Origin of the sequence: Bradyrhizobium sp. 138, assembly GCF_023074075.1 — a bacterium.
GTDB lineage: Bacteria > Pseudomonadota > Alphaproteobacteria > Rhizobiales > Xanthobacteraceae > Bradyrhizobium.
On the sequence record NZ_JADPKT010000020.1, the window covers coordinates 34,453 to 50,303 of the forward strand.

Annotated in this window: 12 protein-coding genes; 10 read left to right on the top strand and 2 right to left on the bottom strand. The window is 65.1% G+C overall.

The window, feature by feature from the left end; translation table 11 throughout:
- Positions 1-157 precede the first annotated feature (157 nt).
- On the bottom strand, positions 158-1,486 hold the full coding sequence (locus IVA79_RS10730; RefSeq protein ID WP_247552637.1) for a dicarboxylate/amino acid:cation symporter: 1,329 nt from the start codon (positions 1,484-1,486) through the stop codon (positions 158-160).
- 141 nt (positions 1,487-1,627) lie between these two features.
- On the opposite strand from IVA79_RS10730, the gene IVA79_RS10735 reads away from it, so the two are divergent.
- From IVA79_RS10735 to IVA79_RS10775, 9 genes are all read left to right on the top strand, one after another.
- Positions 1,628-2,947: a solute carrier family 23 protein gene (locus IVA79_RS10735; protein WP_247552639.1), complete on the top strand. Its 1,320-nt coding sequence runs from the start codon at positions 1,628-1,630 to the stop codon at positions 2,945-2,947.
- A 73-nt stretch (positions 2,948-3,020) separates the two neighbouring features.
- Entirely contained in the window at positions 3,021-3,857 is an 837-nt protein-coding gene (locus IVA79_RS10740) for an SDR family oxidoreductase (protein WP_247552641.1), read from the top strand.
- 114 nt (positions 3,858-3,971) lie between these two features.
- Entirely contained in the window at positions 3,972-5,771 is a 1,800-nt protein-coding gene (locus IVA79_RS10745; protein WP_247552643.1) for a cation:proton antiporter, read from the top strand.
- A gap of 76 nt (positions 5,772-5,847) precedes the next feature.
- Positions 5,848-6,669: an NAD-dependent protein deacetylase gene (locus IVA79_RS10750; RefSeq protein ID WP_247553000.1), complete on the top strand. Its 822-nt coding sequence runs from the start codon at positions 5,848-5,850 to the stop codon at positions 6,667-6,669.
- A gap of 139 nt (positions 6,670-6,808) precedes the next feature.
- The gene (locus IVA79_RS10755; RefSeq protein ID WP_247552645.1) at positions 6,809-8,893 is read left to right on the top strand and encodes a hydantoinase/oxoprolinase family protein; all 2,085 of its coding nucleotides are present in this window, start codon (positions 6,809-6,811) and stop codon (positions 8,891-8,893) included.
- Positions 8,894-8,895: 2 nt separating this feature from the next.
- Entirely contained in the window at positions 8,896-10,554 is a 1,659-nt protein-coding gene (locus IVA79_RS10760) for a hydantoinase B/oxoprolinase family protein (protein WP_247552647.1), read from the top strand.
- A 36-nt stretch (positions 10,555-10,590) separates the two neighbouring features.
- Entirely contained in the window at positions 10,591-11,592 is a 1,002-nt protein-coding gene (locus IVA79_RS10765) for a TRAP transporter substrate-binding protein (protein ID WP_247552649.1), read from the top strand.
- 10 nt (positions 11,593-11,602) lie between these two features.
- Positions 11,603-12,196, top strand: coding sequence for a TRAP transporter small permease (locus IVA79_RS10770; protein WP_247552651.1), 594 nt, complete (start codon positions 11,603-11,605; stop codon positions 12,194-12,196).
- Positions 12,197-12,227: 31 nt separating this feature from the next.
- The gene (locus tag IVA79_RS10775; RefSeq protein ID WP_247552653.1) at positions 12,228-13,532 is read left to right on the top strand and encodes a TRAP transporter large permease subunit; all 1,305 of its coding nucleotides are present in this window, start codon (positions 12,228-12,230) and stop codon (positions 13,530-13,532) included.
- Positions 13,533-14,417: 885 nt separating this feature from the next.
- On the opposite strand, the gene IVA79_RS10780 is transcribed toward IVA79_RS10775, so the two are convergent.
- Positions 14,418-15,062: a glutathione binding-like protein gene (locus IVA79_RS10780; RefSeq protein ID WP_247552655.1), complete on the bottom strand. Its 645-nt coding sequence runs from the start codon at positions 15,060-15,062 to the stop codon at positions 14,418-14,420.
- Positions 15,063-15,167: 105 nt separating this feature from the next.
- Here IVA79_RS10780 and IVA79_RS10785 point away from each other — a divergent pair, with 105 nt between their 5' ends.
- Positions 15,168-15,848 (top strand): TetR/AcrR family transcriptional regulator, encoded by a 681-nt coding sequence (locus IVA79_RS10785; protein ID WP_247552657.1) that lies wholly within the window; start codon positions 15,168-15,170, stop codon positions 15,846-15,848.
- The last annotated feature ends 3 nt before the right edge of the window (positions 15,849-15,851 follow it).

The following is a 15,851-nucleotide window of genomic DNA, read 5'->3' on the forward strand; positions in this document are numbered from 1 at the left end:
GAGCAAATAAGTCAATATTCCATTCGTGATCACAACGCGCTTGTTCTGACTGCTGGCTCGGAAAATTACTACTCCGGTAAACTACCGCAAAGGAACCGGGCGGTCTTTGCTGCGATGAGGGCAAAGCGCGGACGTCAGGTGCACCGCTGAGGGGGCCTTACGCCCGTCCACCCGGCTCCAGCGCTTCGCCGATCTCCAGTGGATGGGCCATGGTCTCGTGCAGCGCCTCGCGATCGAGCTCGCCTTCGGAGATGCTGATGACGACGCAGGCGACGCCGTTGCCGATCAGGTTGGTCAGCGCGCGGCATTCGCTCATGAACTTGTCGATGCCGACCAGGATCGCGATCGACTGGATCGGGATGTCGGGCACGATCGAGAGCGTCGCCGCCAGCGTGATGAAGCCGGCCCCGGTGACGCCCGAGGCGCCCTTCGAGGTGATCATGGCGATGCCGAGGATGCCGAGCTCCTGCCAGATCGTCAGATGGGTGTTGGTGGCCTGCGCCAAAAACAGCGTCGCCAGCGTCATGTAGATGTTGGTGCCGTCGAGGTTGAAGCTGTAGCCGGTCGGGATCACGAGGCCGACCACCGAGCGCGAGGCGCCGAGATGCTCCATCTTCTGGATCATCTGCGGCAGCACCGTCTCGGAGGATGAGGTGCCGAGCACGATCAGCAGCTCGTCTTTGATGTAGGCGATGAAGCGCAGGATCGAGAAGCCGGCGAGCCGCGCGATCGCACCCAGCACGATCAGCACGAACAGGATGCTGGTGAGATAGAACGTGCCGATCAGGGCGGCGAGGTTGAGCAGCGAGCCGAGGCCGTAGGCGCCGACGGTGAACGCCATCGCGCCGAACGCGCCGATCGGCGCGACGCGCACGATGATGCGGATGATGCCGAAGAACATCTTGGCGGCCTTGTCGATCGCATCCGCGATGGGTTCGCCAGCCTTGCCGAGGAAGGCGATGGCGAATCCGGAGAGGATCGAGATCAACAGCACCTGCAAGAGATCGCCGCGCGCGATCGCGCCCAGATAGCTGTCGGGGATGATCGCCATCAGATGGGCGACGATGCCTTCTTCCTTGGCCTTGGTGACGTAGGTCGCCACCGAGTTCGGATCGATCGTGGCGGGATCGATGTTGAAGCCGTGCCCGGGTTGGAGAACTTCGCCGACGAGCAGGCCCACCGCGAGCGCAACGGTGGAGACCGTCTCGAAATAGATCAGCGACTTCAGCCCGACCCGGCCGACGCGCTTGAGGTCGCCCATCGAGGAGATGCCGTGCACCACGGTGCAGAAGATCACCGGCGCGATCATCATCTTGATCAGCGCGATGAAGCCGTCGCCGAGCGGCTTCAAGGCCTTGCCGAGATCAGGATAGACATAGCCGATCAGCACGCCGAGCGCGATCGCGATCAGGACCTGGATGTAGAGGATCTTGTACCAGGGCTGGTGCCGGCGGAGGACGGCTGGCTGGATCGCGACTTGTGTCATAGAGTGGGCCCCGGAACGTATTGATCTTGCAGGATTTGGATCCTGCTTGGCCCGCACCATGTGATGGCCGCCGCAGAAGTGACAATCACATTTTTGTCGGATCGCACGAAGATCGATCGCTGCATCGCAATTGGGGGGAACATGGCGACGGCACCCGGCTCCGACCAGCAAACCCAAGGCTATTTTCCGCGCTGGAAACTCAAGACCTCGGGCGTGATCATGCCGGAGGAGCGGCTGTCATGGGGCCAGACCGTCGTCTCCGGTCTCCAGCATTGCGTCGCGATGTCGGGATCTACGATCATCGCGCCGCTGCTGATGGGGTTCGATCCTAATGTTGCGGTCCTGTTCTCCGGCGTCGGCACGCTGATCTTTTTCGTGATCGTCGCGGGGCGCGTGCCGAGCTATCTCGGCTCGAGCTTCGCATTCATCGCCGTCGTCATCGCCGCCACCGGCTATGCCGGGCAAGGCCCGAACCCGAATTTGTCGGTTGCGCTCGGCGGCATCGTCGGCGCCGGGGTGCTGTATGGCGTGATCGCGCTGATCGTGATGTGGTCGGGGGTCGGCTGGGTCGAGAGACTGCTGCCGCCGGCCGTCACCGGCGCCGTGGTCGCCGCGATCGGCCTCAACCTCGCGCCGGTTGCGGTCAAGGCGGTGAGCGCCAATGGGTTCGACACGGCAATCGGGCTCGCAACCGTTCTGATCATCGGCGTGGTCGCTGTGGCAGCGCCAGGCCTGTGGCGCAGGCTGCCGATCATCCTCGGCGCAATCGGCGGATATCTTTTGTATTTGCTGTTCGCGAACGGTCTGGGCTTCGGCAAGCCGATCGACTTCGCGCAGCTGGCGGCCGCACCGTGGTTCGGGCTGCCGAGCTTCACCACGCCGACGTTCCAGGCCGATGCAATTGTCCTGATCGCGCCGGTTGCGATCATTCTCGTCGCCGAGAATCTCGGGCACATCAAGGCCGTCGGCGCCATGACGGGCCGGAGCCTCGATGCCTATCTCGGTCGCGCCCTGTTTGCCGACAGCCTCGCGACGATCGTCGCGGCCTGCGGCGGCGGCACCGGCGTCACCACCTATGCCGAGAATATCGGCGTCATGGCGGCGACGAAGGTCTATTCGACATTGCTGTTTGCCTTCGCGGCCACGGTATCGATCCTGCTCGGCTTCTCGCCGAAATTCGGCGCGCTGATCCTGTCGATTCCCGGGCCCGTCATCGGCGGCCTCTCGATCGTGCTGTTCGGCTTGATCGCGGCGATGGCGGGCCGGATCTGGGTCGAGAATAAGGTCGATTTTGCCAATCCTGCAAACCTGATCACCGCCGCCGTGGCGTTGACCGCGGGCGCGGGCGATCTGACACTCAAATTCGGTGCATTCACGATCGGCGGGATCGGCACCGCAACCTTTGGCGCCATCATCCTGTATCAGATCCTGACCTCGCCGCTGGCGAAGCGCGCGGAATGAATCCCAGCGATGCGCCGGGGGGATGGAACAAAAATCGCCGTCCGCCGATGAAGAGGCATTCCGGAGAGAACCCATGCCGCAACCCGATCGCTCGACTTCGTTTCCCTCGCGCCTTGTCAGCCAATACGCGCTGGTGACCGGCGCCTCACAAGGCATCGGCCGCGCCGTCGCCATCCGGCTCGCCCAGGAAGGCGCGACCGTCGCCATCAATTATTTCGATCATCCTGAGAGGGCCGAGGAGACGCTTGCGCTCGCCCGGACGGCATCAGGCGATCGCGGCCATGGCAGGCTCGATCATATCATGGTCAAGGCCGATGTCGGGAATGAGCAGGACGTTGCCGCGATGTTCGAGACGATCCTTTCGCGCTGGAAGCGTCTCGACTGCCTCGTCAACAATGCCGGCTTCCAGCGGGAATCGCCCAGCGAGGCGCTCGACATCGAAACCTATCGCCGCATCATCGACGTCAATCTCAACGGGGCCGTACTCTGCGCCCAGAAGGCGCTCGCGCATTTCGTCGCGCGCGGTGGAGGCGGCAGCATCATCAACTGCTCCAGCGTCCACCAGATCGTTCCAAAGCCCGGTTATCTCGCTTACTCGATCAGCAAGGGCGGCATGGCCAATCTGACGCGCACGCTGGCGCTGGAGTTCGCCGGCCGTGGCATTCGCGTCAATGCAGTCGGCCCGGGTGCGATCGACACGCCGATCAACGCGGCCTGGACCGGCGATCCCGAAAAACGCGGCGTCGTTACCTCCCACATTCCCATGGGGCGCGTCGGCACGCCGGAAGAGATCGCCGCCGTATTCGCCTTCCTCGCCTCGGATGATGCGAGCTACATCACCGGCCAGACCCTTTACGCCTGCGGAGGCCTGACGCTGTTTCCCGAGTTTCGGGAGAATTGGGCAAGCTGACGTCCGTTCGGGCGCCGCGCAGCGACGGCGGCGGGGTAGGGGTCTGCGGCGCCGTGTGCTATCGACCGTGGACGACGCTGCCGCTATTGGCAGGCGCCGACACATGACGGGCACGTGACCACAGCCATCAACATCAATGCCTACAGCGACGCACTGGTGGTGCTCGGGACCGCCGGCGTCGTGGTGCCGATGGTCCGCCGTTGGGGCATCAATCCCGTGCTGGGCTATCTCGGTGCCGGCGCCATCCTGGGTCCGCTGGGGCTTGGCTCGCTCGTCAAGGACCTCCCGCTCCTGTACTGGTTCACGGTGGCGGACGCAGCGAACGTCGAGGGGATCGCCAATCTCGGTATCGTGTTCCTGCTCTTCCTGATCGGGCTCGAGCTGTCCCTCCGGCGGCTGGTCACGATGCGGCGCCTGGTGTTCGGGCTTGGCGGCCTGCAGGTGCTGGTGACGTCAGCGATGATTTTCGGTGCGGCGCTTTTCTTCGGGCAAAGCTCCGAAACGGCCGTCATCCTTGGCGCAAGCCTTGCGCTGTCCTCGACGGCGATCGTGCTCGAGCTTCTGTCCAGCGAGAGGCGGCTTGCGACCACGACCGGGCGGGCCAGCTTTTCGGTTCTGCTGGCCCAGGACCTTGCCGTGGTTCCCATTCTGGTCTTCGTCTCGGTGCTCGGCGCGGGGAGTGATGGCTCCGTCCTGACCCACATCTCCAGTGCGGTCCTCAAAGCCGTGCTGGCGGTCGCTGTCCTCATTCTGCTTGGACGGCTGCTGATGCGTCCGCTCTTCCAGATGGTTGCAGGCACCCATTCGACGGAGTTGTTCGTCGCTGCGACCCTGTTCGTCATTGTCGGCGCGGGGCTTGCCGCGCACCAGGCCGGGCTGTCGATGGCGCTCGGAGCCTTCGTTGCAGGACTGATGCTGGCGGAAACGGAGTATGGCAAGGCCATCGAAGCCACCGTCGAGCCGTTCAAGGGCCTGCTGCTCGGCATCTTCTTCTTCACCGTCGGTATGGCCATCGACTTTCGCGTGTTCATGCGCGAGCCCGGCTGGCTGCTCGCCGCCGTCATCGGCATTCTCGCCGGCAAGGCGATCGTGCTCATCGCCCTCAGCCGCATGTTCAGGCTCTCGTGGCCGGCGGCGATCGAGAGCGGCTTCCTGCTGGGTCCCGTCGGCGAATTTGCCTTCGTCAGCATCGGAATGGCGGCGGCCGGCGGCCTGATCGAACCACGCGTTTCAAGCTTTGCCGTCGCCGTCACCGCTGTGACGATGGCGTTGACACCCTTCTTGAACATGGTCGGACGACGATTGGCTGCCAGGCTGGGCAGCGAGCGCACGCCCGATCCCGAGCTCGCGGTTCGGCCGCCCGGCGACAGGGCGCAAGCCATTGTGGTCGGCTACGGCCGCGTTGGAAAAGTGGTCTGTTCGCTGCTGACCAGCCATGGCCTGAATTACATCGCGGTCGACAACGAGGCCGTCGCCGTGGCACGCGACCGCCGCGACGGTCACAAGGTCTATTTTGGCGATGCGACAGAACCGGGTTTCCTCGAAGCCTGCGGCCTGATGCAGACGACCGGCGTGATCATCACCATCCAGTCGCGGCCGGCGATCGATGCCGTCGTCGAGCGGATCCGCGCGGTGCGCCCGGATGTGCTGATCGTTTCACGGGCGCGGGACGCCGATCATGCCCGCCACCTCTATGCGATCGGTGCAACCGATGCGGTGCCCGAAACCATCGAGGCAAGCCTGCAGCTTTCCGAAGCCGCCCTGGTCGGCCTCGGCGTTGCGGTCGGGCATGCGATAGCCTCGGTGCACGAGAAGCGGGACGAATTCCGTCTGATGCTGCAGCAAGCCGCCCGCGTTGCAGGACAAGAGAAAGCTCGTCCGCCGGATATTCCAGGGCGCCGGTCCCCGCGATAGCCGCCTGGCCGGGCTGCTGCGCGCCGCGGACTGCCACGATCTGGCAAAACCGCCCGGCTCAGACTACATCTGCGCCATGGCAAAGGCTCCGCTGGCAAGCTCCCCGCTCGAAAAATTCGTCGACCGGCACGAACGGCTGTTCGTGCTGACCGGCGCCGGCTGCAGCACCAATTCGGGCATTCCCGATTATCGCGACAGCAATGGCAACTGGAAGCGGACCCAGCCGGTCAATTTCCAGGCTTTCATGTCGGACGAGCCGACGCGCCGGCGCTATTGGGCGCGCAGCCTGATCGGCTGGCGGCGGTTCGGCCAAGCCAGGCCGAACGATGCGCATCATGCGCTGGCCCGGCTCGAGGCGAACGGCCGGTGCGGGATGCTGCTGACCCAGAACGTCGACCGTCTGCATCAATCCGCCGGCCACCAACAGGTGATCGATCTGCACGGCCGGCTCGACCTGGTCCGCTGCATGGGCTGCGGGGCGAAGACGCCGCGCGATGAATTCCAGCACGCGCTCGGCCACGCCAATGCGGAATGGTTGACGCTCGATGCAGCCGACGCACCGGATGGCGATGCTGACCTCGAGCATGAGGATTTTTCCTCCTTCCAGGTGCCTCCTTGCGAAGCCTGCGGCGGCATCCTCAAGCCCGACGTCGTGTTCTTCGGCGAGAACGTGCCGCGCGACATCGTCGCCAGCGCGCGGGATCATCTGGCGCAGGCCGACGCCATGCTCGTCGTCGGCTCCTCGCTGATGGTCTATTCCGGATTCCGCTTCGTGCAGGCCGCTGCGCAGCGCAACATCCCGATTGCGGCGGTCAATCTCGGCCGCACCCGCGCCGACGATCTCCTCACGCTCAAGGTCGAGGAGCGCTGTGAAGCGGCGCTTGCATTCCTGCTCTGATCGCGCAGGCGGCGAACACGCCTTGCCTATTGCATAGGTGCCAAGCAGAATAGCCGGACGCGGCGTTGTCCTCGTGTCCATGGCATGGAAATTGCTGCGTTTTTGGACCAGTCTTGACGATCAGCACGGAGAATTTGGAATGCTTGAGGGAGCCGAGGTGCGGCTTGCCGTTGATATCGGTGGCACGTTCACCGACATCGTGCTGGACGTGGGGCAGGATCGCAAGACGCGCAAGCTGCTGACGACGCCGCAGCGGCCCGAGCAGGCGGTGCTGGACGGCATGCGCCTCATTCTCACTGACGCGCGCGCCCATATGAGCGACATCGACGTCTTCATTCACGGCACCACGCTGGCGACCAACGCGATCATCGAGCGCCGCGGGGCCAGGACGGCCCTGATCGCGACCGAAGGCTTTCGCGACGTGCTCGATATCGGCACCGAGAGCCGCTACGACCAGTACGATCTCAGCATCGACAAGCCGAGGCCGCTGGCGCCGCGATCCCTGCGTTTCACCGTGCCCGAGCGCGTCGACGCCCATGGCGCCGTCCGCCTCCCGCTGGACGAGGCGGCGGTGCGCGCACTCGCGCCAAGATTGCGTGAGCTCGAGGTCGAGAGCGTCGCGATTGCGTTCCTGCACTCCTACGCCAATCCCGAGCACGAGCGGCGTGCAGCCGCGATTCTGGCCGAGGAGATGCCTGGCATCTCCGTGACGGTGTCCTCCGCCGTGTGTCCCGAGATCCGCGAATATGAGCGCACATCGACGGCGGTCGCGAATGCCTATGTGCAACCCCTGATCGACGGCTATCTCGCCCGCATGGCCGACGCCTTGCAGGTCGAGCAGTTCCGCGGCGCGATCTACCTCGTCACGTCAGGCGGCGGCGTCACCTCGATCGAGACGGCGCGGCGCTTCCCGGTGCGCCTCGTCGAATCCGGCCCCGCCGGCGGCGCCATTTTCGCGGCGCAGATCGCGGCGCGTCTCGGCGAGAGCAAGGTGCTGTCCTTCGACATGGGCGGCACCACCGCAAAAATCTGCCTGATCGAGAAGTACCAGCCCGAGACGTCGCGCGTGTTCGAAGTCGATCGCGCCGCGCGCTTTCTCAAGGGCTCCGGTCTGCCGGTGCGCATTCCCGTGATCGAGATGGTCGAGATCGGCGCCGGCGGCGGCTCGATCGCCCATGTCGACGCGATGAAGCGCGTCACCGTCGGGCCCGAAAGCGCCTCTTCGGAGCCGGGACCGGCTTGTTACGGCCGCGGCGGCCAGCGTCCAGCCGTGACCGATGCGGACGTAGCCCTCGGCATGATCGATCCCGATGCCTTTGCGGCCGGCACGATCAAGCTCGATCCGGAGCTTTCGAAGCAGGCGCTGCTTCGCGACGTCGGCGAGCCGCTCGGCCTGTCGGCGGAAACCGCGGCCTATGCGGTGCATGAGGTCGTCTGCGAGAACATGGCGAGCGCGGCGCGCGTGCACGCCGTCGAGCGCGGCGAGATCGTCGGCCAGCACACGTTGATCGCGTTCGGCGGTGCCGCGCCGCTGCATGCGGCGCGCGTCGCCGAGAAGATCGGCGTCTCCCGCGTGATCGTGCCCTCGAATGCCGGCGTCGGCTCGGCGGTCGGGTTCCTGGCGGCTCCGATCGCGTATGAGCTGGTGCGCAGCCGCCATGTTCGGCTCGATGATTTCGACACTGAGGGGGTCTCCGACCTCCTGCAGGAGATGGTGACCGAAGCGCGCGCATTGGTCGAGCCGGGCGCGGCCGGTGCGCCGGTGCGCGAGCGCCGCGCTGCCTTCATGCGCTATGTCGGCCAGGGCCATGAGATCTCGGTCGAGCTGCCGAACCGGCGCCTGACGACGGCCGATCTCGTCGGCCTGCGCCAGAAGTTCGAGGCGGATTATGCCGCGATGTTCGAGCGGGCGATCCCGGGCGCTGCGATCGAGGTGTTGAGCTGGTCGGTGCTCGCGACGACGGAGGCGCGTCATCCATCCGCTGTCGCTGCTGTCACGCGTAAGCCCGCGGGCAAGGCCATCGGCAGCCGCAAATTCTTCGACGGCCGCGCCGGCGAGGTGATCGAGATCCCGCTCTACCGCCGCGAGGACATGGCGCCGGGCGCGACCATCGCAGGCCCGGCCGTGATCGCCGAGGACGAAACGTCTACTTTTGTTTCGACCAGTTTTGACGCCCATATCGACGGTGCCGGCAGCATCGTCATGGAACGAAAGGCGGCCTGATCATGAGCAAGGCAAATGGCGCGAGCCTGATCGACCTTCAGATCATGTGGCACCGGCTGATCGCCGTGGTCGAGGAGCAGGCGCAGGTGCTGCTCCGCACCGCCTTCAGCCCGATCGTGCGCGAATGCGGCGATCTCTCGGCCGGCGTGTTCGACCTCAAGGGGCGCATGCTGGCGCAGGCGGTGACTGGCACGCCCGGCCACGTCAACTCGATGGCGGAATCGGTCAAGCACTTCATCGCGAGCTTCCCGATCAAGACGATGAAGGAGGGCGATGCCTACATCACCAACGATCCCTGGATGGGGACCGGCCATCTCAACGACTTCGTCGTCACCACGCCCTGCTTCAAGGACGGCAAGCCGGTGGCGCTGTTCTCCTGCACCAGCCACCTCATGGACATCGGCGGCATCGGCTTTGGCCCTGACGCCACCGACGTGTTTATGGAGGGGCTTTACATCCCGATGCTGAAGCTGATCGACCAGGGCGTCGTCAACGAGACGCTGATGGCGATGATCCGCACCAACACGCGCCTTCCGATCGACACCGAGGGCGACACCTATTCGCTGGCGGGTTGCAACGACGTCGGCTGCGAGCGCCTGGTCGAGATGATGACCGAGTTCGGCATCGACACGCTCGACGAGCTCGGCGACTACATCTGCGACCGCTCGCGCGAGGCCGTGCTGGCCGAGATCGCCAAGCTGCCGAAGGGCAGCTGGCGCAACACCATGGTGGTCGACGGCTATGACGCTCCGGTCACGCTCGCGGCGACGCTGACGATTTCGGATACGGGCATCCACGTCGATTTCGACGGCACCTCGGCCGCCTCGAAGTTCGGCATCAACGTGCCTTTGTCCTACACCACCGCCTATACCGTGTTCGGCCTCGGCTGCGTCGTCGCTTCGCAGATCCCGAACAATGCCGGCTCGCTCTCGCCGCTGACGGTGTCCGCTCCCCCTGGAGCAATCCTCAATGCGCCGAAGCCCGCGCCGGTCGCCTCGCGCCACATCATCGGTCAGATGCTGCCCGACGTGGTGTTCGGCTGCCTGCGCCAGATCATCCCCGAGCGCGTGCCGGCGGAGGGCACCTCGTGCCTGTGGAATCTCAACGTGCGCGGCCAGACCCGCTCGGGCGTCGGTGGCAATTACGGGTTCTCGATGGCGGTGACGTCCAATGGCGGCACCGGCGCGCGCTTCGGCAAGGACGGGCTGTCGGCGACCGCTTACCCAAGCGGCGTGCGTGGCACGCCGGTCGAGATCGCGGAGACGCAGACGCCTTTGATCTTCTGGCGCAAGGAGCTGCGTCCGGATTCCGGTGGGGCGGGACGCACCCGCGGCGGCCTCGGCCAGATCATCGAGGTCGGCAGCGGCGTCGATGCGCCGTTCGACATCCTGGCGGCGTTCGACCGCATCGATCATCCGCCGCGCGGCCGCGACGGCGGCCAGAACGGCGAGGCCGGTTATGTCGGCCTCAAATCAGGCAAGAAGCTGCGTGGCAAAGGCTTTCAGCAGGTGCCGCCGGATGATCGCCTCGTGGTGCTGACGCCCGGCGGTGCCGGCATCGGTGCGCCCACCGAGCGCGACCGGGGCGCCGTCAAGGACGACATCGACAGCGGCCTGGTGTCCGCTGACAATGCGGTTGCAGTTTATGGGTACGCGCGTTGATGCGTCGGCGCGTTTTATGACAAACGGAGGGGCTCGATGATTACGCGACGAAACTTCACCGCGGGCGCAGCGACGATGCTGGCCGCCGGCCACATCTCGACCCGCGCGCGGGCGGCGACGACAAGCTGGGACATGTCGACGGTCTGGCCCGACGGCAATTTCCACACCCAGAACGCGATGGCTTTCGCGGAAGAGGTGAAGAAGCAGAGCGGCGGTGCGGTCGCCATCACCGTGAAGGCCGGTGGCCAGCTCGGCTTCAAGGGACCCGAGCACTTACGCGCCGTGCGCGATGGCCTGGTGCCGCTCGCCGACGTCCTCAACATCCAGCAGGTCGGCGATGAGCCGTTCATGGGCGTCGAGAGCATCCCGTTTCTCTGCGGCTCCGTCGACGAGCTGAAGGTGCTGCACAAATACGTGCGGCCCGAATACGAGAAGATCGCCGCGCGCAACAACCAGAAGATCCTCTACGTCGTGCCGTGGCCGACGCAATACCTGCATCTCAAGGCCAAGGTCGCCGACGTCGAGGGCCTGAAGAACATCAAGATCCGCGTGCCCGACAAGAATGCGGTCGAGATGCTGAATGCGATCGGCATGGCGGCCGTGATGATCCCCTGGGGCGAGACGATTCCCGCGCTCGCCTCCGGCGCGGTGGCCGGCGTCTCCACTTCGTCGGTGTCGGGTGTCGACGGCAAGTTCTGGGAATTCCTGAAATATGTCTACCCGACCAACCATGTCTGGTCGTCGCAGATGCTCACCGTCAATCTCGATTCCTGGAAAGGGCTCTCGGCCGATCAGCAGAAGCTGGTCGCGGATGTCGCCGCGAAGATGGAGCCGGGCTTCTGGGCCAATTCGCTCAAGGCCGACGTCGACAGCCTCAACCGTCTCAAGGAGGGCGGCATGGAGGTGGTGCCGGTCTCGGACGCGATGATGACGGATATCCGGGCCAAGACCGCGCCGCAGTTGGACGCATTCCTCAAGCGCGTGCCGGCGGCCGACAAGCCGGTGCGGGCTTATCTCGCCGACATGAAGCGTGGCTAGGGGATACGACGTGGTGAGCGTTTCGCCCGAAGCACCGCAGAGCCTCAACGCGGCGGCACCGGTGCCGCTGCGTATCCTGCTCGACGGCATCGACCGTCTCGGCCGGCTCGACGGCTGGATCGGCGGCGGCTGCTTGTTGATGCTGACGCTGCTGATGCTGAGCGAGGTCGCAACGCGCTTCCTGTCGAACTTCCTGCCGTTCTTCCCGCCGACCATCTCGATCGCGTGGGAATATTCTTCTTATCTGATGGCGGCGTCCTTCACCTTCGGCGCCGCCATGACCTTGCGCGTCGGCGGGCACATCCGTGTCGTGCTGCTCCTGAAGAACGCACCGGCCTTGGTGCAGCGCGCGCTCGAGATTCTCTCTGCTGCCGCCGGCTTCGCCTTCATGGCGTTCCTGACCTCGGCGATGGCGAAGTTCGCGTTTGCCGCGTACACGCGCGGCCAGGTCTCGACCTCGAGCGACACGCCGCTGTGGTTTCCACAAGCCGTCGTCACCTTCGGCATGCTGCTGCTGACGCTCCAGTTCCTGGCGCGCGCGATCCAGGCCGCGCTTGGCCTGCCGCTGGAGGATCACCGCATGAAGGCCTCGCCCGTCGAATGACCGTTTTGCTCGCTCCAGGATTCAGAACCGCATGACCATCGAAGTCGTTGCCCTGTTCGCGATTCTGTTTGCGCTGCTGGCCTGCGGCGTCTGGATCGGTCTGACGCTTGCGCTCACCGCGACGCTGCTGCTCGCGATGTTCCGTTCGATCCCGCTCGACAAGCTGCTGCCGCAATACGCCTGGAATATCCTGACCACGCAGGAGCTGCTGGCGCTGCCGCTGTTCATCCTGATGGGTGAGCTCTTGTTTCGCACCCGCCTGTCGCGCTCGTTGTTCCAGGGCCTCGCGCCCTGGGCAGGATTGCTGCCTGGCCGGCTGCTGCACGTGAACGTGATCGGCTGCACCATCTTCGCGGCGATCTCCGGTTCGTCGGCGGCAACGACGCAAGTGATTGGCCGCATGTCGCTCAACGAGCTCTTGCGCCGAGGCTATTCCCGCGACATCGCGATCGGCTCGCTCGCCGGCGCCGGCACGCTCGGCTTCCTGATCCCGCCGTCCAACATCATGATCATCTACGGCGTGCTCGGCGATGTCTCGATCCTGAAGCTGTTCACGGCCGGCGTGCTGCCGGGATTCCTGCTGGCCGCCACCTTCATGGCCTGGGTGATGCTGCACACCAGCCTCAAGCCCGCGATGGTGCCGGAGACGGAAGCCAAGCTTTCGCAAGTGCCGTGGAGCGAGCGCTTCGCCGCGCTGAAGGATCTCGCGCCGGCGCTGTTCCTGATCGCCTGCGTGCTCGGCTCGATGTATGGCGGGCTCGCCACGCCGTCGGAGGCCGCCGCCGTCGGTGTGCTCGGCGCGGCGCTGGTTGCCTGGGCGCAGGGCTCGATGTCGCAGCAGGTGCTGCGCGACGTGCTGATCGGCTCGGTCGTGACGTGCTCGATGATCGCGCTGATCGTCCTTGGCGCTTCGATCCTCGGCAACGCCGCGGCCTTCCTCGGCATCCCGCAGGCGGTGGCCGCCTTCGTCAAGGGGCTCGGTCTGTCGCCCTTCATGCTGATCGTGGCGCTGATCGTCTTCTATCTTGTGCTCGGCTGTTTCCTCGACGGCTTCTCGATGATCGTGATGACGCTGCCGATCGTGCTGCCGATCGTGAAGGGCGCCGGCTTCGACGAGATCTGGTTCGGCGTGTTCCTGGTGCTCGCCGTCGAGATGGCGCAGATCACCCCGCCGGTCGGCTTCAACCTGTTCGTGATCCAGGGCCTGACCGATGACGGCCTCGGCTACATCGCGCGCGTGACGATGCCGTATCTGATGATCATGGTCGGCTTCGTGCTCCTGCTGACGCTGTGGCCGGGCATCGTCACGATCCTGCCGCGGGTGCTGTACGGTTAGTTGATCTCGGTCCCGACATTTCGGGCCCGTCCCACCCACCATCCCTTGTGTTGCCCGACGGGCAAAACACGCAAGCCGTGGGTCGATAGCCCCTGGCAAAAATATTCGAATTTACAGAAGTTCGGTTTTGCCGTACAAGCCGAAGCATCCCGCCCGCCACAAGGGGCGTTTCGCGATCGTCACGAGACGCGGGCCGGGATGCGGTGGCCGCGACGGCGTCGGCGCGCGATGTGGATTGCAGGGCGGGAAAACCGTGAGCAGCGACAGGCGCGATACGACACGACGCTGACAGCGTCTTCGCATGGTCTCGACGGTGAGCGCACGCCAGCCGTGAAGAACCCAGCGAGGATGTGCGCGGACGGAGAAGTCGTGTGGTCCTGACGCCCGGGGTTCTGGCGTCAAGTCAAGCGGTGATGTAGCGGCCAACCGGTGCGCGCATCAGCCATCCGCAAGGCGACGGGGGCAATAGTGCAACGCTCCCCGGGGAGAGCACGAAGGACACCGTGAAAACCATCCGCGCAGGGAAGGCCGGGCGACCGGCATCACCTGTCGTCCACCCCGTGCGCGTTTTTTCGCACACGCGGGACCTCGGGTGCCAGCCGGCGTCCGGCCTTCCCTGCGCCCTTGCTATCGAAGAGGGCGCAAGACAACAGCAAAGCTCGGGCGAAACAAGCCGCGAGGATGCGAAGGCATGTCCGCGAGTCGTAGGATGGGTAGAGCACTTGCGAAACCCATCATGTTTCGACGTGAAGATTAGTGATGGGTTTCGCTCCGCTCTACCCATCCTACGAAGTCTATCCGACTTTCAAATGCAAACGTCGCCCCGGCCTTGTCGGCAGGGACGACGACTTGATCGAGGACGAGCGATGCGGCGCTCAATCTGGCCTACGCGGCCGCCTTCTTGCGCGCGAGCTCGGCCTTGTACAGCTCGAACTCCTCGGCGATCGCTTTCGCGATCGACGGCCGCTGGCGGAGGCGCTCGTAATAGGCCTTCAGGTTCGGCCATTTCGCCAGCTCGATCGGCGGCGTCGCCATGGTCCAGTTGATGACCGTGACGAGATAGGCGTCGGCGACGCTGAAATGGTCGAGCAGGAAGTCGCGCCCCTTCAGATGGTTGTCGAGATAGTCGAGCCGCGACAGGTTCTTCTCCAGCGCATAGGCCTTGGCGTCCTGCGGCGCCTTGCGGTCGAGCAGGGGAACGAACAGGCTCTTGTGCAGCTCGGTGCCGATGAAGCAGAGCCATTGATGCAGCCGCGTGCGCTCGATGCCGGCCGTGGCGCCGAGCCCGGATTGCGGGAAGCGGTCGGCGACATATTGCAGGATCGCGGCGTTCTCAGTCAGAACCACGCCCTCGTCGGTGCGCAGCGTCGGCACGAGGCCGATCGGATTGACGGCGCGGAAGTCGGAGCCGTCGCTCAGCACTGTCTTGGTCGGCGGGTCGACCTCGAGATAGTTCGCCTCGGCGCCGGCTTCATACAGCGCGACACGGGTCGCCATCGAGCAGGCGAGCGGCGAGAAATAGAGATCCATCTGTAGCCTCCTTGGGCAATTCTCTTGAGGATTCGCTCAACCTGGCCAGATTGATTTTTGTACTGTCTTGCATAATATGAGGTCGGTCAAGGATTAATTTGCGACATGGTACAAAAATCGAAGCCGCCAGCTGCTGCCAGTGAGCCCGAGCGCCGCGGCGAACCCGAGCGCCGCGGCGAGCCGAAGCGCCGCGGCCGCCCACGCGCCTACGAGCCCGAGGTTGCGCTCGGCAAGGCGCTGGACCTGTTCCGCAAGCAAGGCTTCGCGGCCACCTCGCTCGACGATCTCAGCGCAGCAACGGGCATGAACCGCCCGAGCCTCTACGGCGCCTTCGGCGACAAGCGCGAGCTCTACATCAAGAGCTACCAGCGTTACCGCGACGAAGCTGGCGCGGCCATGGTGGCGATCTTCCGCGAGGAGATGCCGCTGCGCCAGCGGCTGGAGCGCATCTACGCGTCCGCGCTGGACATCTATCTGTCCGGCGACACCGGACCGCGCGGTTGCTTCACGGTCGTGACCGCAGCGTCCGAGGCCGTTGGTGATCCCGAGATCCGCGACATGGTGCTGGACGGCCTCACTGGATTAGACAAGGCTTTTGCAAGTTGCTTCCGCCGCGCCAAGGAGAAGGGCGAGTTGCCGGAGAGCGCCGATCCAACCGCGCTGGCGCAGATCGCCTCCGCCACCGTCCACACCATCGCCATCCGCTCGCGCGCGCGCGTGCCGCGCAAGGAGCTCGAGGCGATCGTGAAGGGCGCGATCGGCGTGATGGTGGGAGCCAAGGAGTAGGCT